This is a genomic window from Pseudomonas hormoni, assembly GCF_018502625.1.
GTDB lineage: Bacteria > Pseudomonadota > Gammaproteobacteria > Pseudomonadales > Pseudomonadaceae > Aquipseudomonas > Aquipseudomonas hormoni.
The window spans coordinates 2,336,778-2,357,744 of the sequence record NZ_CP075566.1; the positions used below are offsets into that span (position 1 = coordinate 2,336,778).

Below are 20,967 nucleotides of genomic sequence, written 5' to 3' on the forward strand. Positions count from 1 at the left end.
AGTGTAAGTAACGACCTCGCCAGGCAGGCGAGGGATAACACCTCAGGAAGAGCGCATGAAGATGGCTAAGAACCCGGTCACCGCGCCGTTAATTATGGCGCTGGGTGATTACAAGAGCATTCTGGTCAGCGTCGGCTGTTTCACGGCGCTGATCAACATTCTGATGTTAGTGCCCTCTATTTACATGCTTCAGGTTTATGACCGGGTATTGTCCTCACAAAATGAAACCACGCTGGCCATGTTGTCACTCATGGTCGTCGGGTTCTTTGCGTTTATCGGTTTGCTGGAGATTATTCGCAGTTTCATCGTCATTCGTATCGGCAGCCAATTGGAGCGACGCTTCAACCTGCGGGTGTATCAGGCCGCTTTCGAGCGCAACCTGTTCAGAGGCGAGGGCAACGCCGGGCAGTCGCTGGGGGATCTGACGCATATTCGCCAGTTCGTTACCGGCCCGGCGCTGTTTGCCTTCTTCGATGCACCTTGGTTTCCGGTGTACCTGTTCGTGATTTATCTGTTCAACGTCTGGCTTGGCGTGTTTGCCACGGCGGGCGCGGTGTTGTTGATCGGGTTGGCATGTCTCAATGAGGCGATGACCAAAAAGCCGCTGGGTGAAGCGGCGGTTTTTTCCCAGAAGTCCAGCCAGATGGCCACCAGTCACCTGCATAACGCGGAAACCATTCAAGCGATGGGCATGCTCGGTACCTTGCGCCATCGCTGGTTCCAGGTGCATTCGCGCTTCCTCGGCCTGCAGAACCAGGCCAGTGATACCGGCGCGGTCATCAGCTCCCTGAGCAAAACCCTGCGCCTTTGCCTGCAATCACTCGTGCTGGGGCTTGGCGCATTGCTGGTGATCAAGGGCGACATGACGGCCGGGATGATGATCGCCGGCTCGATTCTGATGGGGCGTGTGCTGAGTCCCATCGACCAGTTGATCGCCGTGTGGAAACAGTGGAGTGGCGCGAAACTCGCCTATCGGCGTCTCGACGCGCTGCTGCAAGCCTTTCCACCGAGCGACGACGCCATGGCGTTGCCGGCGCCCAAAGGGCAGATCACGTTCGAACAGGTCAGTGCCGGTCCTCCCGGGCAACGGGGCGCGACGTTGCATCTGGTCAGTTTCCAGCTCGGCGCTGGCGAAGTGCTAGGCGTGCTGGGTGCTTCCGGTTCCGGCAAATCGACGCTGGCCCGTGTACTGGTCGGCGTGTGGCCGACCCTCGGCGGCACCGTGCGGCTCGACGGTGCCGACATCCATCGCTGGAATCGCGACGAACTCGGCCCCTTCATCGGTTACTTGCCGCAGGACATCGAATTGTTCAGCGGCAGCATCGCGCAAAACATCGCCAGATTTCGTGAGGCCGATCCGCAAAAAGTCGTGGAAGCGGCGCATCAGGCGGGCGTCCATGACTTGATCCTGCGCCTGCCTCAGGGCTACGACACGGTGCTTGGCGAGGATGGAAGCGGTTTGTCCGGCGGTCAGAAACAGCGCGTGGCGCTCGCACGAGCCCTGTACGGCAAACCGAGCCTGGTGGTGCTGGATGAACCTAATTCCAACCTCGACACCGTCGGCGAAGCCGCATTGGCCGGCGCTATTGCGCAAATGAAAGCCCAGGGCACCAGCGTGATTCTGGTGACTCACCGTTCTTCGGCGCTGGCCCAGGCTGACAAATTGCTGGTCCTCAATGATGGACGGTTGCAGGCGTTCGGCCCGAGCCAGGACGTGCTCAAGGCGCTCGCCGGCGCTCAGGAATACAAGCCCGCGCAGGCACCGGCCGGGCTGAGCATGAGCCGGCAATATCAGTCCTCGACAAGGAATTCGGGCGTATGAGCAGTCACAGCGAAGCCACCCTGGAACACGATTACATCGCCGAGCGCCCTGAACGCGATGCGCGCTATTTCGCCCGCGTGGGCTGGATACTGGCGATTGTCGGCGCTGGCAGTTTTTTTACCTGGGCCAGCCTCGCGCCGCTCGACCAAGGCATTCCCGTGCAAGGCACGGTCGTGGTCTCCGGTAAACGCAAAGCCGTGCAATCGATGAGCAGCGGCGTGGTCAGCCAGATCCTGGTGCGCGAAGGCGAGGTGGTGAAGCAGGGCCAGCCGTTGTTCCAGCTCGATCGCACGCAAGTCGCCGCCGACGTGCAATCCCTGCGCGCCCAATACCGCCTGGCCTGGGCCAGCCTGGCGCGCTGGCAAAGCGAACGGGACAACCTCAAGCAGGTGAGTTTCCCTGCCGAACTGAGCAACGATCCTGACCCGCGCCTGGCATTGGTGCTGGAAGGTCAACGGCAGTTGTTCAGCAGTCGCCGCGAAGCGTTTTCCCGCGAACAGGCCGCCTTGCGCGCCAGCATCGAAGGCGCCGGGGCGCAACTGGCCGGCATGCGCCGCGCCCGCTTGGACCTGACGGCCCAGGCCAGCTCGCTGCAACAACAGCTGGGCAATCTTCAGCCGCTGGCGGACAACGGCTACATCCCGCGCAACCGGCTGATGGAGTACCAACGTCAGTTGTCGCAAGTTCAACAACAATTGGCAGAAAACGCCGGTGAAAGTGGGCGGGTGGAGCAGGGCATCCTCGAATCGCGCCTGAAGCTGCAACAACACATCGAGGAATACCAGAAAGAAGTCCGCACCCAACTGGCCGATGCGCAGCTCAAAAGCGTGACCCTCGAAGAGCAGCTGACCTCCGCCGGATTCGACCTGCAACACAGCGAGATCATCGCCACCGCCGACGGCATCGCGGTCAACCTGGGTGTGCACACCGAAGGCGCCGTGGTCCGTCAGGGCGAAACCCTGCTGGAGATCGTCCCGCAAGGCACACACCTGGAAGTCGAAGGGCACCTGCCGATCAACCTGATCGACAAGGTCGGCACGCACCTGCCGGTGGACATCCTGTTCACCGCGTTCAACCAGAGCCGAACCCCGCGTGTGCCGGGCGAAGTCAGCCTGATTTCCGCCGACCAGATGGTCGATGAGAAAACCGGCGTGCCGTATTACGTGCTGCGCAGCAGTGTCAGCGATCAGGCGATGGAAAAACTCAACGGCCTGGTGATCAAGCCCGGCATGCCCGCGGAAATGTTCGTGCGCACCGGCGAGCGCTCTCTTCTCAACTATCTGTTCAAACCGCTGCTCGACCGCGCAGGTTCCGCGTTGACCGAGGAATAAGGATGTTCCGCTGTATGAATAAGCTTTCCCTTTTCGCAGCGAGTCTCGCGTTGCTGACCTGCAACGCGTCAATGGCCATGGGCCCGTTCGATATTTACGAACAAGCGTTGCGCAATGATCCGGTGTTTCTCGGCGCCATCAAGGAACGCGATGCCGGCCTGGAAAACCGCGCCATCGGCCGCGCCGGGCTGCTGCCACACCTGGGTTACACCTACAACAAGGGCCGCAATACCTCCAAGGTCACCTACCTCAACGAGCGCGGGCAAAATCAGCGCGATGATCGCAACTACAGCAGTTACGGCTCGACGCTGACGTTGCAGCAGCCCTTGATCGATTACGAAGCCTATGCGGCGTACCGCAAAGGTGTGGCGCAATCGCTGTTTGCCGACGAAGCCTTCCGCGGAAAGAGCCAGGAATTGCTGGTGCGCGTGCTGGAAAACTACACGCAGGCGCTGTTCGCCCAAGACCAGATCGACATTGCACTGGCGAAAAAGAAGGCCTTCGAGCAACAGTTCCAGCAGAACGAACACATGTTCCGCCAGGGCGAGGGCACGCGCACCGATATTCTCGAGGCCGAATCCCGCTACGAACTGGCGACCGCCGAGGAAATCGAGGCGCGCAACGAGCAGGATGCGTCCTTGCGGGAACTCGGTGCGCTGATTGGCGTGCCGGCAATCGACATCGCGGACCTGGCGCCGCTGGACCAGAACTTTCAGACCTTCACCCTGCAACCCGCCCGTTACGACACCTGGCACGAAATGGCCGTGGCGAACAACCCGAACCTGGCTTCACAGCGCCAGGCCGTGGAAGTGGCGCGCTACGAAGTCGAACGCAATCGCGCCGGGCACCTGCCGAAAGTCAGTGCGTACGCGTCGGTGCGGCAGAACGAATCGGAAAGCGGCAACACCTACAACCAGCGCTACGACACCAACACCATCGGCATTGAAGTCAACGTGCCGCTGTATGCCGGCGGTGGGGTTTCCGCCTCGACCCGCCAGGCCAGCCGCGCCATGGAGCAGGCGGAGTACCAGCTAGAGGGTCAGACCCGGGAGACGCTGATCGAGCTGCGCCGGCAATTCAGTGCGTGCCAGTCGGGGGTGAGCAAACTGCGGGCCTATCAGAAAGCCCTGACGTCCGCCGAAGCCCTGGTGGTCTCGACGAAGCAGAGCATCCTTGGCGGTGAACGGGTCAACCTCGATGCGCTCAACGCCGAACAACAGCTCTACACCACACGCCGCGACCTGGCCCAGACCCGGTACGACTATTTGATGGCCTGGATCAAGCTGCATTACTACGCCGGAACGCTGAACGAGCAGGACCTGGCCAAGGTTGACGAGGCGTTTGGGCAAGGCCCGGAGTCACGCCGCAAAGATCTTTGACACCAGTGAAATACCGGCGGGCACCCACATCTGTGGCGAGGGAGCTTGCTCCCGCTTGAGTGCGTAGCACTCACAAAAAATCGGCAATGGCTGTCAGATTTTTGGGGCCGCTACGCAGCCCAGCGCGAGTAAGCTCGCTCGCCACAAAGGTATGCACTAGGTGACCAGCATTCCAACAAAAAGAGAGGCTTTACCATGGGTGTGTACGACTACAAAAACTTTGGCACGGCAGATTCAAAGGCGTTGTTCACCGACGCCATGGCGATCACGCTGTATTCCTATCACAACCTCGATAACGGCTTTGCCACCGGTTACCAGCACAACGGCTTTGGCCTCGGCTTACCGGCGACGCTGGTGACTGCGCTGATTGGCGGCACCGATTCCCAGGGCGTGATCCCTGGCGTGCCGTGGAACCCGGATTCGGAAAAAGCCGCGCTCGACGCGGTGCACAAGGCTGGCTGGACGCCCATTACCGCGACTCAACTGGGCTATGACGGCAAGATCGATGCCCGAGGAACCTTCTTCGGCGAAAAGGCCGGCTACACCAGCGCCCAGGTGGAAATCCTCGGCAAGTACGACGCCCAGGGCCATCTCAGCGAAATCGGCATCGCCTTTCGCGGCACCAGTGGGCCACGGGAAAGCCTGATCAGCGACTCGATCGCTGACGGGATCAACGATCTGCTCGCCGCATTGGGGCCGAAGGATTACGCGAAGAACTACGTGGGCGAAGCGTTTGGCGACTTGCTGGGCGATGTCGCGGCATTTGCCCGGGCCAATGGCTTGTCGGGCAAGGACGTACTGGTCAGCGGCCACAGCCTCGGCGGCCTGGCGGTCAACAGCCTGGCGGACCTGAGCAACGACAAGTGGGCCGGGTTCTACAAGGACTCCAACTACATTGCCTACGCGTCGCCCACTCAAAGCAGCACCGATAAAGTGCTCAACGTCGGTTATGAGAACGATCCGGTGTTCCGTGCGCTCGATGGTTCATCCTTCAATCTGTCGTCGGTGGGTGTGCACGATGCCCATCAGGACTCGGCGACCCACAACCTCGTCAGCTTCAACGATCATTACGCCTCGACGGCGTGGAATGTGCTGCCGTTTTCCATCCTTAATATCCCGACCTGGATTTCCCACCTGCCCACGGGTTATGGCGATGGCATGTCACGGGTGCTGGAATCGAAGTTCTATGACCTCACCAGCAAAGACTCGACCGTCATCGTCGCCAACCTGTCCGATCCGGTGCGCGGGAACACCTGGGTCCAGGACCTCAATCGCAACGCCGACCCCCACAAGGGCAGCACCTTCATCATCGGCAGCGACGGCAACGACCTGATCCAGGGCGGCAAGGGCAACGACTACCTGGAAGGCCGCGATGGCAATGACACCTTCCGCGACGGCGGTGGCTACAACATCGTGCTGGGCGGTAAGGGCAGCAACGTGCTGGACTTGCAGCAGTCGGTGAAAAACTTCGATTTCGCCAATGACGGCGCCGGCAACCTGTACATCCGCGATGCGCAGGGCGGCATCAGCATCACCCGCGACATTGGCAGCATTGTTACCAAGGAGCCGGGGTTTCTCTGGGGGGTGTTCAAGGATGACGTGAGCCACAGCGTTACGGCTAACGGTTTGGCGGTGGGGAATAACCTGACTCAATACGCCTCGACGCTGAAGGGCGGAGCGGGCGCCGATACGCTGAAAGCTCACGTCAGCGGTGATTGGTTGTTTGGCCTGGAGGGTAACGACCATCTGATCGGAGGCCAAGGCAACGACGTGTTTGTCGGCGGAGCGGGGAATGACCTGATGGAGTCGGGCGGCGGGATCGATACGTTCCTGTTCAGTGGTGCGTTTGGCCATGACCGAGTGGTGGGCTATCAGGCGAATGACAAGCTGGTGTTTCTCGGGGTTCAGGGGGTGGGGCCGAACGATGACTTTCTGTCCCATGCCACGGTTGTGGGGCAGGATACGGTGCTGACGTTTGGCAATGATTCGGTGACGCTGGTCGGGGTGGGGCTGGATAGCCTTTCCGGTGCCGGTATTGTTATTGCCTGAAGGTGATGTGGCGCCGGCAAGGGCCTCATCGCGGGCAAGCCCGCTCCCACAGGGATCATGGTCGAGCACGAATTGTGCATTCACTTCAGAACCTGTGGGAGCGGGCTTGCCCGCGATGAACGATAACTCGGTCTTCAGTCTTCCTTGCGCACCGTGGCCACGTCATCAACCTTGACCTTCACCTTCGTCCCGGAAATATCTTCAAACTCGTAAAAACCTTCCTTGTTATTGGCTTTCGGCATGTCCTTGGTCAAATACTGGGTGCCGTTCTGCAGTGTCACCACTGTTGGCGTCGAGCAACCGGCGAGGGCCAGCAGGGCCGCCACTGCCATGGGCAAACCCAGAGTCTTGATATTCATAACCACCTCTCATCCTCCAAAAAACAGCGCGACTGCTTCGAATCCTTCAATCGTCACTGTACCTCTAACGCGGTTGGTACGATGGATTGCGGGAAAGTTCGACTGGCAGGCGAAATATTCCCGATCGCGCCGCCGCTTATCCTTTTCCGTTTGCGCCGGACAGGGCGTTGCTGGTATCTGTACGCATAACCAGTACTCGCTCCCCGTGGCCCTGCTTTCCTGTGACCCAGAATCCGCTCGACGATCCGTTCTATTACTTGAACAACTTCATGCAAGTGCTTGATTGGCTTGAGCATCGCTATGCCGATGTGCTGACGCTCGAGGAGCGAACCTTCATCCGTGAATTCAACCGGTTGCCCCGCGAATCCAGGGCGCTGCTGGTGCGGATGGTGATGCGCAAGGGGGTTCACTTCCGGGCGAGCAAACTGCATTACCTCGAGATTGGCGACATCGCCAGTGCCGCCAAGCCGTTGCTGGAACTTGGCTGGATCGATGATCAGGCGCCGCTGTCGCTCGAAACGTTATTCGACGTGTTGCTCAAGGCGGAAATCGTGCAGTGCTTCGGCACGGCCATTGATAAGCCCAAAGGCAAAAAGACCGACTGGCTTGCGACCCTGAGCGAGCGGTTTCCCGAAACGCTCAGTTTTACCCATTGGTGCGCCCCCCTGGAGGACCGGTTGTTCAGTCTGACCATCATGGGTCTTTGTGATCGTCTGCGCCTGATGTTCTTCGGCAATCTTTATCAGGACTGGTCGGAGTTCGTGCTGGCCGACCTCGGCATCTTTACCTACGAAAAAGTCGAGTTTTGCGTCGAATCCCGAGGCTTGCGCAGTCGCGAGGATGTGGATGCCTGTTTCTTTCTTCACGAATGCCAGCAGCGTTTGGAGGTGGGTGAAGCGGTGGCGGAGGTCGTCGAGCAGATCAACGGGCTGACACTGACCAATCCCTGGTTGCAAAAACGGCGCAGCAAGCTGTTGTTCCAGATCGGTCAGCACTGCGAACGCATGGCGGATTTCTCCAATGCGCTGAGCATTTACCGCGACTGTGCCTGGCCCGGTGCGAGGTCGCGGTTGATTCGGGTGCTGGAGCGCTGCGGCGAATATCAACTGGCCATGGACCTGGCCACGGTTGCCGGCCAATCGCCGGAAAGCGCTGCCGAACAACAGCAACTGCTGCGTGTATTGCCCAGGTTGCGGCGTAAGCTCGGCGGGCCGCCAGCAAAACGTCCGTCCCCAAGGGAAATGCTGCGCCTGGACCTGCAACTGCCCAGAATCGATCCCACGCTATCGGTGGAGTTTTACGTACAGGCGCATCTGGCGGAGGATTCGGCACCGGTGCATTACGTCGAAAACAGCCTGATCAACTCGCTGTTCGGGTTGCTGTGCTGGCCAGCGATCTTCGCGCCCTTGCCGGGGTCGTTTTTTCACCCGTTCCAGCGTGGGCCGGTGGATCTGCTCAATGAAGACTTCCAGGCACGGCGGGCCGATCTGTTCCAGGTCTGCCTAGCCGAGCTCGATGATGGGCGTTACCTGCAGACGATCCGGGAGCGGTATGCCGCCAAGTGGGGCGTGCAATCGCCCTTTGTGTTCTGGGGCGCGTTAAACGAAGAATTGCTCGATCAGGCGCTTGATTGCCTGCCGGCCGAGCACCTCAAACACTGGTTCAACCGTTTGCTGCTGGACATCAAGGTCAACCGCGCCGGGATGCCGGACCTGATCCAGTTCTGGCCGCAGCACAAGACCTACCGCATGATCGAAGTCAAAGGCCCTGGCGATCGCCTGCAAGACAATCAGTTGCGCTGGCTCGAGTTCTGCCATGAACACCAGATGCCCATTGCCGTCTGCTACGTGCAATGGGCGGAGCAGAGCGCTTGAGCTACAGCATCGCGGTGCGGGCGTTGTGTGAGTTCACCGCCAAGGTCGGCGACCTCGACCTGCGCTTCACACCCTCGCCGACTGCACTGGAAGGCATCGTCGGCCACCGGACGGTGGCGTCCCGGCGCAGCGACGGTTATCAGAGTGAAGTCGCGCTTGAAGGCCTGTATCAAACGTTGAAGGTCAAAGGCAGGGCGGACGGCTACGACCCGGTGCAAAACTGCCTGGAAGAAGTCAAAACCTACCGCGGCGACCTGAGCAAGCAGCCGGCCAATCATCGTCAACTGCACTGGGCGCAGGCCAAGGTCTACGGCTGGTTGATGTGCCAGAAACTGGACCTGGCGCAGATCAACCTGGCGCTGGTGTATTTCGACATCGTCAGCGAAAAGGAGACCTGCCTGGTCGAGGCTTTCAGCGCTGACGCACTGAAGACGTTCTTCGAACACCATTGCCAACTGTTCCTGCGCTGGGCCGAACAGGAAATGGCCCATCGCGAAGCACGCAACGCTGCGGCGCAGCAACTGGCGTTTCCCCATGTCGATTTTCGTCCGGGGCAACGGCATCTGGCGGAGTCCGTGTTCAAGGCCGTCAGCACTGGCCGTTGCCTGATGGCCCAGGCGCCGACCGGTATTGGCAAGACCGTCGGCACGCTGTTTCCGATGCTCAAGGCCCTGGCACCGCAGCAGCTGGACAAAGTGTTTTTCCTCACGGCAAAAACCCCCGGGCGCAAACTGGCGCTCGATGCGGCGCAGGTCATTCTCGACAGCGCCGCTGCGCCACCGTTGCGGGTCCTGGAAATGATCGCCCGGGACAAGGCCTGCGAGCATCCGGACAAGGCCTGCCATGGCGAATCCTGCCCGTTGGCCCAGGGTTTCTATGATCGGTTGCCGGCCGCGCGCCAGGCCGCCAGCGAGCTGACGCTGTTGAACCAGAACGCCTTGCGCGAAGTGGCCCTGAAGCACAACGTCTGCCCTTATTACCTGAGCCAGGAAATGGCCCGTTGGGCCGACGTGGTGGTTGCTGACTACAACTACTATTTCGATTTCAGCGCGCTGTTGTTCGGGCTGGCCCAGGCCAACAACTGGAAAGTCGCGGTCCTGGTGGACGAAGCCCACAATCTGGTGGAGCGCGGGCGGCAGATGTACAGCGCCAGCCTTGACCAGTCGGCGCTCAACGGTGTGCGCAAAACCGCTCCCGAGCCCTTGAAGAAAACCTTGCAACGGGTCAATCGCGAGTGGAACGCCCTGCATAACCTGCAACTCGCGCCGTACCAGGCCTACGACAAACCACCGGAGAAACTGCTCCAGGCATTGTCGTCATGCAGCGCGAGCATCGGCGACTACCTCAATGATCATCCCCAGGGCCTGGACAGCGCCTTACAGACTTTCTATTTCGACATGCTGCAATTCTGCCGCGTCGCCGAGCTCTTCGATGAGCAGTTCCTGTTCGACATCAGCAAGCGCGACCTCGACCGCCAACGCAACCTGTCGCAACTGTGCCTGCGCAACGTGGTGCCCGCCGGTTTCATCCGCCCGCGCCTGACGGCGGCACGCAGCACCGTGCTGTTTTCCGCGACGTTGAGTCCGCGCCATTACTACGCCGATTTACTCGGAACGCCGGCGAACACAGTCTGGATCGACGTCGAGTCACCGTTTCACGCTGACCAGTTGAAGGTCCATATCGTCAGCCAGATTTCCACGCGGTTTGTCCATCGACAGTCTTCTCTGGCGCCGATCGTCGAGCTGATCGCCAGGCAATTCAGCCAACGCCCAGGCAATTACCTGGCGTTTTTCAGCAGCTTCGATTACTTGCAGCAAGTCGCACAGTTGCTGGCCGAGACCCATCCACACATCAATCTCTGGTCGCAATCCCGGGGCATGGGGGAAGGGCAGCGTCAGGACTTTCTCGATCAGTTCACTGCGCATAGCCAGGGCATCGGTTTCGCGGTACTGGGCGGGGCATTTGGCGAAGGCATCGACTTGCCCGGTGCCCGGTTGATCGGCGCTTTTATCGCCACCCTCGGACTGGCGCAACTCAACCCGGTCAATGAACAGTTGAAACATCGGATGGCAGCAATTTTCGGAGCCGGTTATGACTACGCCTACCTGTTTCCCGGCGTGCAGAAAGTAGTTCAGGCGGCCGGACGCGTGATCCGCACCCAACAGGATCAAGGGGTGGTGATGTTGATCGATGACCGGTTTGGCGACAGCAAGGTCAGGCAGCTCCTGCCGCGTTGGTGGTCGGTCGGGGACTCACGCTTGTGCATTGGAGCAACCCCATTGCCATGAGGTAACCTGATCAACACACACGCCAGGGTCTATTTTCGTGCTTTCCAATTCTTCGGTTTGTCCCATACTCCAAAAAAACATTCCTGACGTGAGGGCGCAATGAGCGAAGATCGAATCAAAGCCAGCCCCATCGAGGACGGGCGTTTTCGCCTGTTGATCGATGCGGTGATTGACTATGCGATCTACATGATTGATCCCGACGGCATCATCACCAGCTGGAATTCCGGCGCCAAGCGCTTTAAAGGGTATGAGGAAGCCGAGATTCTCGGTCAGCACTTCTCGCGTTTCTACACCGAAGAGGATCGTCTCAAAGGGTTGCCCCAACGGGCGCTGGATACGGCGATCCGCGAGGGACGGTTCGAGGGCGAAGGCTGGCGGGTTCGCAAGGACGGTACGCATTTCTGGTGCCACGTGGTGATCGATCCGATTTTCGATGCGACGGGCACATTGTTGGGTTTTGCCAAGATCACCCGGGACCTGACCGACCGCAAGATGGCCGAAGAAGTCCTCAAGCAGAGCGAGCAGCAGTTCCGGTTATTGGTGCAAAGCGTCACGGACTACGCGATCTACATGCTCGACGCTGATGGACGCCTGACAAACTGGAATCCTGGTGCCCAGCGCATCAAGGGTTACCTGCCAGAAGAAGTGATCGGCAAGCATTTTTCGATGTTCTACACCCCGGAAGATCGCGAAGCCGGCGAACCGAAACGCACCCTGGACATTGCGGTTCGCGAGGGGCGATTCGAAAACAAGGGCTGGCGACTGCGCAAGGACGGCACACGGTTTATGGCGCATGTCGTGGTCGACCCGATCTGGGGCGACACCGGCACATTGCTCGGTTTCGCCAAGATCACCCGGGATATCACCGAAGCGACCCTCGCCCAGCAGGCCCTCGAACAAACCCGCGAGGCGCTCTTTCAGGCGCAAAAAATGCAGGCCATCGGGCAACTCAGCGGAGGCATTGCCCATGACTTCAATAACCTGCTGACGGTGATCCTTGGCAATCTGGAAATCGTCCGCAAGCGCGTGGGCGAGGATCCGAAAATCACCCGGTTGCTGGACAACGCCGCTCAGGGTGCCTTACGCGGGGTTTCGCTGACCCAGCGCATGCTGGCCTTTGCCCGGCGTCAGGAATTGAAGACCGAGTCTGTCGAAATACCGAGGTTGGTAGAGGGCATTACCGGTCTGTTGCGCAGTTCCCTCGGACCTTCCGTGGTACTCGAAACCCGTTTTCCGCAAGACATCGAGCCGGTGGTGGCAGACGTTAACCAGCTGGAACTGGCGGTCCTGAACCTGGTGACCAACGCCCGCGATGCAATGCCCCACGGCGGGAAAATCCTGATCAGCGCCAAGTCTGAGGAAGCCGGGGATCATTCCTCGCTCTCGCCAAAGTCAGGCCGTTTTGTCTGCCTGAGCGTCAGTGATTCGGGGGAGGGCATGGATGAGGCCACCCTTGCCTCGGCGATGGACCCGTTTTTCACCACCAAGGGGGTGGGCAAAGGCACGGGGCTGGGATTGTCGATGGTTCATGGTTTCATCGAACAGTTGGGCGGGCGGTTCATTCTGAAAAGCCAAAAGGACAAGGGAACCACGGCCGAACTGTGGATCCCCGTCGCCACAAACGGTTTGGCTGCCAAGCCTGCCCAGGAGGAGGCCGCACCGCCGGTGTCGCGCCTGTGCGTGCTGGTGGTGGACGACGACAGCCTGGTGCTGACCAGTACCTGCCTGTTGCTTGAAGATTTGGGGCACCGGGTGATCAGTGCGGTATCCGGGGCTCAAGCGCTGAAAGTGTTCGACAGCGAGCAGGCCATCGACCTGGTCATTACCGACATGGCCATGCCGCAAATGGATGGCGCGCAACTGGCGCAGGCGATTCGAAACATCAAGCCGGACCTGCCGATCGTCCTCGCCACGGGTTATGCCGAGCGACTGGAAGGTTTTGCGACCAGACTCCCACGCCTGTCCAAACCTTTTACTCAACTCAATCTGGTAGAAATCATTGCATCGACGATGAAATGACTCATTGTCCGGTCGCGGAGCCTGCGTTCTTTTTGAAGCCGCGCAGGTTCATGGCGCACAGGCAAAACTGCAACACGATCAACGCGTAGGCCTGGGACTGATACCCCCAGATCACCCACAAAATGTTGCTGAGGATAAAACAGATGAACCCCCAGACCCGACGCCTGGGGGCTCGTGAACCGATCAGCCACGCCGCCAGCACCGTCACCAGCATCGCTGGCCATTGCACCCAATCAAGATCGTCCATTGCAGGCCCCTTGCAGTGTTAATCCAGCTGAACTTGTCAGTAGGCGTTTCTTCTAAACGTTTTCCATTATGTGCGTGACTCCCTTGCCAAGAATACTGACTGAAGCGACTGCTGAAGAAGCCCTGACCGAACACAATGCCAAGATGTTCGGCTCGCCCAAGGAACGCCTGGATTTCTACCGGCGGGAAATCCAGTACGAAACCAGCATTCTGGCCAATCGCACCGACGCCTACCTCGCGGCGCAATCGTTTCTGGTGATTGCCTTCGCATCGTGCATGGCCAACCTCAATCCCGAGTGGGGCAAACTCTTTACCCTGGTGGTGCCGCCGTTTCTGGCGCTGTTGGGGCTACTCAGTTCCCTCAACGCCTGGCCGGGCATTCGCGCGGCGTACGACATCATCGATCACTGGCACTTCAAACAGAGTGAACTACTGCGCAGCGAACCCTTGATGGGACTGGCCTACGACGAGTCGCCGCTGTTCAGCGAGATGGAGTCGTCCCACAAGGGCTACCGCAAGTCGCTGTTGTTCTCGGTGCGCACTCCCTGGATTTTCGCCACGTTCTGGGTGTTGCTGGGTAGTTACGCGTTTTATATCCAGGTGACCAATCCTGGCGCATGAGACGCAAAAGCAAAAAAGGCCCGGCAAACGCCGGGCCTTTTTTACGCCTGCCACTTAGATCAGGCCGCCAGATTGGCCGCACTCATTTCTTTCTTGTACTGGGCCTTGAGGCTTTCCATTTGCGCACCCAATTCTTCGAGGGTGGCTTTGCCCAGCAGCTTTTTGGCCTGAGGAAACATTTCCGTTTCTTCCTCTTCGATGTGGTGCTCCAGCAGCTCCTTGACCACTTTCACGCGCCCGGCGAATTCCACAGAGGACGGGTCGGTGACTTTCAAGTCAGGCAGTACCAGAGAATCGACGGTGCGGTGTTCTTCCTTGGCTTCGTAATACATGACGTCCTGTTCTTTGCCACCCGCTTTCTTATACGCAGGGTACAAGACTTCCTCTTCGAGTCGGGTATGGATGGTGATCTCCATTTCAAGCTTGGCCAGCAGCTCGGTGCGTTTTTTAACGCCACGTTCGGTGGATTCGCTCAGTTGGGTCAGGATGCCTTTTACGCGTTCATGGTCGGCTTGCAACAGGTCAATGGCGTTCATGGTCGAGTCTCTCAAATAGTCACGGGGATGAGCGCGAACGGTCTCGAGGCCGAAGGTCGCTGATAGTCCTTGAGCATTTGTTGTGCCGATAAGTTGCTGAAGCAAGCGCCTTGAAAATCAACGGGTTGGATTGGCTGATGGCGAACTGCGGTCATGCAGGCTGCATGAGTCCGGATTTTGACTCATGCAGTTCGCGGCTTCGGATTTCGTGAAAACTCACCGCCATCAAATCAAGTCTTTTGCTTTTTGCGCTGTTCGTACCAAGCCAGCATTGGTTGCGTGCTGATGCCATGGACGAGAATGCTCAGCGCAACCACCGACAACGTCAGGTCGGTGCAAAGCGCTGCGATTGAAGGCGCGAGCCCATGGTTCAGGGCATAGAAAAGGTAATACAGGCTACCGATCCCGCGAATGCCGAACCAGCCGATCAACAGGCGCTGGCGACCGTCCAGCAAGCCACGCCAGGGCAGGGCGACAACGCTTAGCGGTCGAATCAGGCAAAACAACACGCCGCCGATCAGCAGCGCTCGCCAGTCCCAGTGCCCAATCAGCACGACACCGAGCAGCGTCACCAGAAACACTTCCATGGCACGTTCGACCAAGCTGCCGAACGCGAGCATGTCGCCCATCATGATGCCGGCGGCGACCTGCGTGTCTTCGAGACCTTCGGTATCGCCATGGACGGCCTCGTGCGGCTCGACGTTCTGATGGCCGACCACCGGCTGTACCCGATGCTCGGCCGGCAGTTCGTCATCGCCGGTGGATTTGACCTCTTCATGACGCAGACCCAGGCCCGCCGCGAACACTGACAGAAAACCGTAGCCATGAACCGCTTCGGCGCCGACGTACGCCAGGGCAATCAACGCGAGGGCCAGGTAATCGTTGGGTGAAAGGGTGCTGTCGTCATTTTTGATCCGCAGCGCCAACGTCAGGCGACCAATGCCACGCCCCATCGCATAACCCGTGAGCAAGCCGGCAGGGACGGCCCAGAGCAGGCTGCGCAGCGCCCAGTCGCCCAGCCAGCCGGGGTTGCCGTCGTGTTGCAACAGCAGCAACCCGAGAATCACGAACGGAAAGGCAATCCCGTCATTGAGCCCCGCCTCACCGGAGAGGCCGAAGCGCACACTGTCGTCATCCCGGGCGTCGTTGACTTGTACCAGCGCGGCGAGTACCGGGTCGGTGGGTGCCAGTATCGAGCCAATCAACACCGCGGTGCCCCAGGACAATTCGAAACCGTAGTGCAACAGCAGGCTGACACCGGCAATGGTCAACACCATCACCGGTCCGGCCAGGCCGACCGCGATGCGCCAGTTTTTATCCTTGAAGGGCGAGCGTAACTTCAGGCCGCACACAAACAGCGAAAAGAGCACCGCGACTTCCGTCAGGTGCTCCATCCAGATCGAGGCATCGTTCATGTCCAGCTTCAATAGACCGAGCGCTGACGGCCCGATGGCGACCCCCAGCATCAGGCACACCGCCGATGTCGTCACCGGCATCCAGCGCAGGTACGAGGACGTCAACGCCAGAGTCAGCAGCACCGCTCCCAATACCGCTACCCAAAGAATGAAGCTCATGGGTGGCGAGGCTGGGCTTCCTCTTCCTTGCGGATATCCGTCCACGCGAAGTTCGGTTGGGTAAACAACTTGACGATAAGTGCGGACATGACGACCTCCTGATCGGGAGCGGCCCCGTGACAGGGGCCCCTGAACGTATTGAGGGGCGAGCATTGTCAGGGGTTCACTTTTTCTCGCCGCAGACGGACGTGGTCCAATAGAGGGAATGTTTGCAAAGGGGAAGGTCAACCGAGCAGCTCTCTGTCGGGAGAATTACCATGAGCGTCAGCCAAACCGTGGTCGAGTACCTGCGTGAGCACGATTTACTGCTGACCACTGCAGAGTCCTGCACCGCCGGAAAAATCGTCACGCTCCTTGCCGAGGTGCCGCACAGCGGTGAGTTGATCGAAAGCGGCTACGTGGTCTATTCCCCCGAAGCGAAACAACGCTTGCTCAACGTCAGCCCTTCGACCATCGAAACGTTCAACCTGACCAGTTGTGAAGTCGCCCGGGAAATGGCGGACGGGGCGCTACGCGACAGCACTGCCAATGTTGCCGTGGCGACCACCGGCATCCTTGGGCCGGAAGACGTCGATGGCATTCCGGCCGGCACCATCTGTTTTGCCTGGGCCTATCAGACCCCTCACGGGCGCAGTGTCTTCAGTCGACAGAAGCGGTTTTTCGGCACACGGAGTCAGGTGCAGCTGATAGCCGCAGAACATGCCTTGAAGCTGCTGCCTGATTTCCATCAGCGTGCGTTGGCCAGCGGGCCAGGCCAGGGAGAAGGTCATGAGCGATGAATCCGCTCAACGCGATTACCAAAGTCGCGACTATCCCGTGCAGGACGACATGGCGTACCAGGTCAAAGTCTGGCGGTTTGAACGTGTGGGCTGGTACGTCCTGGTGGTGTTGGTTTTGCTGGCGCTGCTCGGCCTGTTTTCCCACGGGCCGTTGAGCACTCGGGACGTCTCCGGTGGCGATGGCAAGGTCCGGGTGCAGTACGAGATGTTCCACCGCAATGGCTCGACCAACGCGATGCAGATCAGCGTGATCGGTGCGCCGGATGCCACGGTCGAACTGGAGCTTTCGGCGGCGCTGCTGGACGGATTCAGCATCGAAACCCTGCAACCGCAACCCGTTCGCGCCCTGAGTGCGGGGCAGGGCATGAAGCTGTGGTTGCAAACCGATGCGCAGGGACAGGTCAACCTTTATCTGACGTTACGCGGCGACGGGCTCGGGTTGTTTCGCAGCCGTATTTCTTCCCCCGGTGCCATGCCGGTGCAGCTGGATCAATTCATTTTCCCTTAGGTGACCTATGGATTCGGTATTGCGCGCGGCAGTGATGTATCTGGCCCTGATGGTGCTGTTCAAGATTGCCGGCCGGCGCTCGCTGGCCGAATTGACCACCTTCGATTTTGTGCTGCTGATGATCATCGGCGAGGCGACGCAACAGGCGTTGCTGGGCGATGACTTTTCCCTGACTAATTCAATGCTGGTCATCGTCACGCTGATTGCGATTGACGTTGGGCTGTCGCTGCTCAAGCAGCGCTCGCACTGGTTGTCCCAGCTGATCGATGGCGAGCCGACGATCATCGTCGAGAACGGCAAGGTGCTGCACAAGCGCCTGCGCCACGCACGTTTGATCGAGGCCGACATCATGGAGGCCGCCCGTTCGAGTCAGGGCATCGAAACCCTGGATCAGATCAAGTTTGCGATCCTTGAACGAAACGGCAAGATTTCGGTGATTGCCCAAGACTCGCCCTGAACCGCTTTCTGTGGCGAGGGAGCTTGCTCCCGCCGGGCTGCGCAGCGGCCCCTTTTGTGAGCGCTGCGCACTCAAGCGCGAGCAAGCTCGCTCGCCACAGGATGCTCATTCAAAGCATAGACTTGCCGCCGGTATCCCGCAGCGCTGACCGGTGGCAAGATTCCTGTGATTTCTCAAGAGTCACCCTAAGCCGTTTTTGTGGCGAGGGAGCTTGCTCCCGCCGGGCTGCGCAGCGGCCCCTTTTGTGAGCGCTGCGCACTCAAGCGCGAGCAAGCTCGCTCGCCACAGGATGCTCATTCAAAGCATAGACTTGCCGCCGGTATCCCGAAGCGCTGACCGGTGGCAAGACTTCGGTGATTTCTCAAGAGTCACCCTAAGCCGTTTTTGTGGCGAGGGAGCTTGCTCCCGCCGGGCTGCGCAGCGGCCCCTTTTGTGAGCGCTGCGCACTCAAGCGCGAGCAAGCTCGCTCGCCACAGGATGCACATTCAAAGCATAGGCTTGCCGCCGGTATCCCGCAGCGCTGACCGGTGGCAAGATTCCGGTGATTTCTCAAGAGTCACCCTAAGCCGCTTTTGTGGCGAGGGAGCTTGCTCCCGCCGGGCTGCGCAGCGGCCCCTTTTGTGAGCGCTGCGCACTCAAGCGCGAGCAAGCTCGGTCGGCACAGGATGCTCATTCAAAGCATCGGCTTGCCACCGGTAATCCCGTAGCGCTGACCGGTGATGTAGCTGGCCTCATCCGACGCCAGCAGCACATAAATCGGCGCCACTTCGACCGGTTGTCCTGGCCGTCCCAGCGGTGTTTGCCCGCCAAAGTTCTGCACTTCCTCATCCGGCATGGTCGAAACGATCAGCGGCGTCCAGATGGGCCCCGGTGCCACGCAGTTCACCCGGATGTTTTTCGGCCCCAGCATCTGCCCCAGGCCGGCGGTGAAGTTGGCAATCGCGCCTTTGGTCGTGGCGTAGGGGAGGAGGGTCGGCTTGGGCATGTCCGAATTGACCGAACTGGTGTTGATGATCGAACTACCGGGTTTCATGTGCTTCAGTGCCGCCTGGCAGATCCGGAAAATGGCGGTGATGTTGACGTCGAAGGTCATCACCCATTCTTCGTCCGGGATGTCCTCGAAATTTTCGTGGGTCATCTGGAATGCGGCGTTGTTGACCAGGATGTCGATCCGGCCAAAGCGTTCGACGGTCTTGTCGACCAGCGCCTGGCATTGCGCTTTCTGCGCGATGTCACCAGGCAGCAACACGCACTGACGCCCGGCCTGTTCGACCCAGCGCGCGGTTTCCTGCGCGTCTTCATGTTCATTGAGGTAGGCAACGGCGACGTCCGCGCCTTCACGGGCGAAGGCGATCGCGACGGCGCGGCCGATACCGCTGTCGGCGCCGGTGATCAGGGCGATCTTGCCGTCCAGACGGCCGGAGCCTTTGTAGCTCTGCTCGCCACAATCCGGGTACGGGTCCATTTTCTTCTGGGAGCCGGGGACGGGCTGGCCCTGCTTCTTGAAGGGTGGTTTTGGATAGTCAGTCATCTGGAAATCTCCGTTCTCAAGGCAGAAGAGTCAAAGGGTGGACCCTGCTCTTTTGGCTTGAGTTCGGTTGGATTTCGGACGGTTGCTGAAACCTTCAAATCAACCCGACCTCCTGTGGGAGCTAGCCTGCTAGCGATGGCGGAGTGTCAGTCGACATAGACGCTGACTGATCCGACGCCATCGCTAGCAGGCTAGCTCCCACAGGGGGATTGTCTTTGCCTTGAGATGGAATCAGGCCTTGAGATTGATCAGGCTGCGCTCCATCCGTGCAATCCCTTCCTCCAGCAACGCACGCGGGCAGCCGAAATTCAGGCGGACGAACTGTTTGCAGTCATCGCCAAAATCCAGGCCTGGGCTGAGCCCGACCTTTGCTTGTTCAAGGAAGAACTGCTGCGGATTCTCCAGACCCAGCGCCGAGCAATCGAGCCACGCCAGATAAGTGCTCTGCGGTACATTCATGGTGACGCCCGGCAGCCGGGTGCGAACCGCATCGACCAGGTAATCGCGGTTGCCTTGCAGGTAACCCACCAGCTCAGTCAGCCACGGCCCGGCTTCGGTATAAGCAACCCGCGTCGCTTCCATGCCCAGCGGGTTGACGCTGTCGACCATGCCGCAACGAGCGTGGTTGACCCGCTCACGCAAGGCCCGATCCTGGATGATCATGAACGAGGTCTTCAGACCTGCGATGTTGTAGGCCTTGCTCGCCGACATCAGCGTGATGGTGCGCCGGGCGATTTCCAGGCTCAACGACGCGGTGGGAATGTGTTTGCGCCCGTCGAAGCACAGTTCGGCGTGGATTTCGTCGGAGATGATCCAGGCGTCCTGTTCCCGGCAGATGTCCGCCACCGCTTGCAGTTCGTCCCGTGGAAACGCCTTGCCCAGCGGGTTGTGCGGATTGCTCAGCAGCAACGCGCCGCCACCGGCCAGCGACTGGCGCAAGGCGTCGAGTGGCGTGGCGTAGGTACCGTCAGCCAGTGTGTCGAAATTCAGTTCAACCTTGTTCAGGCCCCAATGGCCGGGGGCATGCCGCAGCGGCGGGTAGTTGGGAACCTGGACCACGACGTTCTGTTGCGGTTGCACCAGCGCGTTCAGGGCCATGTTAAAACCCGATTCCACGCCCGGCAGGAAAATCAGTTCCTGTGGCTCGACGCGCCAGGCGTACTTGTTCCACAGATCGTTGACGATGGCGTGGCGCAAGTCATCCTGAGCCACGCTGTAGCCGAGCAACGGGTGTTCCAGACGTTTTTGCAGGGCCTGGATGATCACCGGTGGCGCGGCGAAGTCCATGTCGGCGACCCACATCGGCAATACCTCGGCCGGGTAGCGGCTCCACTTGGTACTGCCGGTGTGGTGGCGGTCGAACACCTGATCAAAATCGAAAGTCATGCTCATCTCATAAAGGCCGGGATTAATTCGGCAGACATGATAAGCGCCAAGCCGTGTGGGAGCGAGCCGTGTGGAGAGGGGATTTTGTGGCGAGGGGATTTATCCCCGTTCGGCTGCGAAGCAGTCGTCAACTCTGTACACGCGGTTGGCCTTTGAAATGCTGGGGCCGCTTCGCAGCCCAACGGGGATAAATCCCCTCGCCACAAAG

17 protein-coding genes are annotated in these 20,967 nt (G+C 59.7%); 11 read left to right on the forward strand and 6 right to left on the reverse strand.

The features are described from left to right. Positions 1-55 precede the first annotated feature (55 nt). The 4 genes from KJF94_RS10910 to KJF94_RS10925 all read left to right on the forward strand — a co-directional run bounded on the left by KJF94_RS10910 (position 56) and on the right by KJF94_RS10925 (position 6,581). Positions 56-1,822, forward strand: a complete 1,767-nt coding sequence (locus KJF94_RS10910; RefSeq protein WP_214383294.1) for a type I secretion system permease/ATPase — start codon at positions 56-58, stop codon at positions 1,820-1,822. Continuing rightward, the gene (locus KJF94_RS10915) at positions 1,819-3,153 is read left to right on the forward strand and encodes an HlyD family type I secretion periplasmic adaptor subunit (protein WP_214383296.1); all 1,335 of its coding nucleotides are present in this window, start codon (positions 1,819-1,821) and stop codon (positions 3,151-3,153) included. Before KJF94_RS10910 ends, KJF94_RS10915 begins: the two co-directional genes overlap by 4 nt. A gap of 2 nt (positions 3,154-3,155) precedes the next feature. Next, positions 3,156-4,532: a TolC family outer membrane protein gene (locus tag KJF94_RS10920; protein ID WP_214383298.1), complete on the forward strand. Its 1,377-nt coding sequence runs from the start codon at positions 3,156-3,158 to the stop codon at positions 4,530-4,532. 195 nt (positions 4,533-4,727) lie between these two features. Then, positions 4,728-6,581: a polyurethane esterase gene (locus KJF94_RS10925; protein WP_214383300.1), complete on the forward strand. Its 1,854-nt coding sequence runs from the start codon at positions 4,728-4,730 to the stop codon at positions 6,579-6,581. A 134-nt stretch (positions 6,582-6,715) separates the two neighbouring features. Here KJF94_RS10925 and KJF94_RS10930 read toward each other — a convergent pair whose 3' ends face one another. Beyond that, entirely contained in the window at positions 6,716-6,940 is a 225-nt protein-coding gene (locus tag KJF94_RS10930) for a YgdI/YgdR family lipoprotein (protein WP_214383302.1), read from the reverse strand. Positions 6,941-7,161: 221 nt separating this feature from the next. Here KJF94_RS10930 and KJF94_RS10935 point away from each other — a divergent pair, with 221 nt between their 5' ends. The 3 genes from KJF94_RS10935 to KJF94_RS10945 all read left to right on the forward strand — a co-directional run bounded on the left by KJF94_RS10935 (position 7,162) and on the right by KJF94_RS10945 (position 13,121). Further along, positions 7,162-8,814 (forward strand): VRR-NUC domain-containing protein, encoded by a 1,653-nt coding sequence (locus tag KJF94_RS10935; RefSeq protein ID WP_214383304.1) that lies wholly within the window; start codon positions 7,162-7,164, stop codon positions 8,812-8,814. Then, positions 8,811-11,102 carry an ATP-dependent DNA helicase gene (locus KJF94_RS10940; protein ID WP_214383306.1) on the forward strand — a complete coding sequence of 764 codons (2,292 nt, stop codon included), beginning with the start codon at positions 8,811-8,813 and terminating at the stop codon, positions 11,100-11,102. Before KJF94_RS10935 ends, KJF94_RS10940 begins: the two co-directional genes overlap by 4 nt. 99 nt (positions 11,103-11,201) lie before the next feature. After that, entirely contained in the window at positions 11,202-13,121 is a 1,920-nt protein-coding gene (locus tag KJF94_RS10945; RefSeq protein WP_214383308.1) for a hybrid sensor histidine kinase/response regulator, read from the forward strand. 1 nt (position 13,122) lies between these two features. On the opposite strand, the gene KJF94_RS10950 is transcribed toward KJF94_RS10945, so the two are convergent. After that, the gene (locus KJF94_RS10950) at positions 13,123-13,368 is read right to left on the reverse strand and encodes a hypothetical protein (protein ID WP_214383310.1); all 246 of its coding nucleotides are present in this window, start codon (positions 13,366-13,368) and stop codon (positions 13,123-13,125) included. Between the two features lie 83 nt (positions 13,369-13,451). Here KJF94_RS10950 and KJF94_RS10955 point away from each other — a divergent pair, with 83 nt between their 5' ends. Further along, entirely contained in the window at positions 13,452-13,988 is a 537-nt protein-coding gene (locus tag KJF94_RS10955) for a hypothetical protein (protein ID WP_214383311.1), read from the forward strand. A 59-nt stretch (positions 13,989-14,047) separates the two neighbouring features. Here KJF94_RS10955 and KJF94_RS10960 read toward each other — a convergent pair whose 3' ends face one another. Further along, positions 14,048-14,524 carry a PA2171 family ribosome-binding persister protein gene (locus KJF94_RS10960; protein ID WP_150629579.1) on the reverse strand — a complete coding sequence of 159 codons (477 nt, stop codon included), beginning with the start codon at positions 14,522-14,524 and terminating at the stop codon, positions 14,048-14,050. Between the two features lie 230 nt (positions 14,525-14,754). Beyond that, positions 14,755-16,098 carry a cation:proton antiporter gene (locus KJF94_RS10965; protein WP_214383313.1) on the reverse strand — a complete coding sequence of 448 codons (1,344 nt, stop codon included), beginning with the start codon at positions 16,096-16,098 and terminating at the stop codon, positions 14,755-14,757. 257 nt (positions 16,099-16,355) lie between these two features. On the opposite strand from KJF94_RS10965, the gene KJF94_RS10970 reads away from it, so the two are divergent. From KJF94_RS10970 to KJF94_RS10980, 3 genes are read left to right on the forward strand one after another with little or no spacing between them, the layout of a single operon-like run. Beyond that, the gene (locus KJF94_RS10970; RefSeq protein ID WP_214383315.1) at positions 16,356-16,877 is read left to right on the forward strand and encodes a CinA family protein; all 522 of its coding nucleotides are present in this window, start codon (positions 16,356-16,358) and stop codon (positions 16,875-16,877) included. Then, positions 16,867-17,385 (forward strand): hypothetical protein, encoded by a 519-nt coding sequence (locus KJF94_RS10975; RefSeq protein ID WP_214383317.1) that lies wholly within the window; start codon positions 16,867-16,869, stop codon positions 17,383-17,385. Before KJF94_RS10970 ends, KJF94_RS10975 begins: the two co-directional genes overlap by 11 nt. Before the next feature lie 7 nt (positions 17,386-17,392). Then, a complete protein-coding gene (locus KJF94_RS10980) occupies positions 17,393-17,842 on the forward strand; it encodes a DUF421 domain-containing protein (RefSeq protein WP_214383319.1) in 450 nt (149 codons plus the stop codon). 673 nt (positions 17,843-18,515) lie between these two features. On the opposite strand, the gene KJF94_RS10985 is transcribed toward KJF94_RS10980, so the two are convergent. After that, positions 18,516-19,373: an SDR family oxidoreductase gene (locus tag KJF94_RS10985; protein ID WP_214383320.1), complete on the reverse strand. Its 858-nt coding sequence runs from the start codon at positions 19,371-19,373 to the stop codon at positions 18,516-18,518. Positions 19,374-19,604: 231 nt separating this feature from the next. Continuing rightward, a complete protein-coding gene (locus tag KJF94_RS10990; protein ID WP_214383322.1) occupies positions 19,605-20,759 on the reverse strand; it encodes a MalY/PatB family protein in 1,155 nt (384 codons plus the stop codon). Positions 20,760-20,967: the final 208 nt, after the last annotated feature.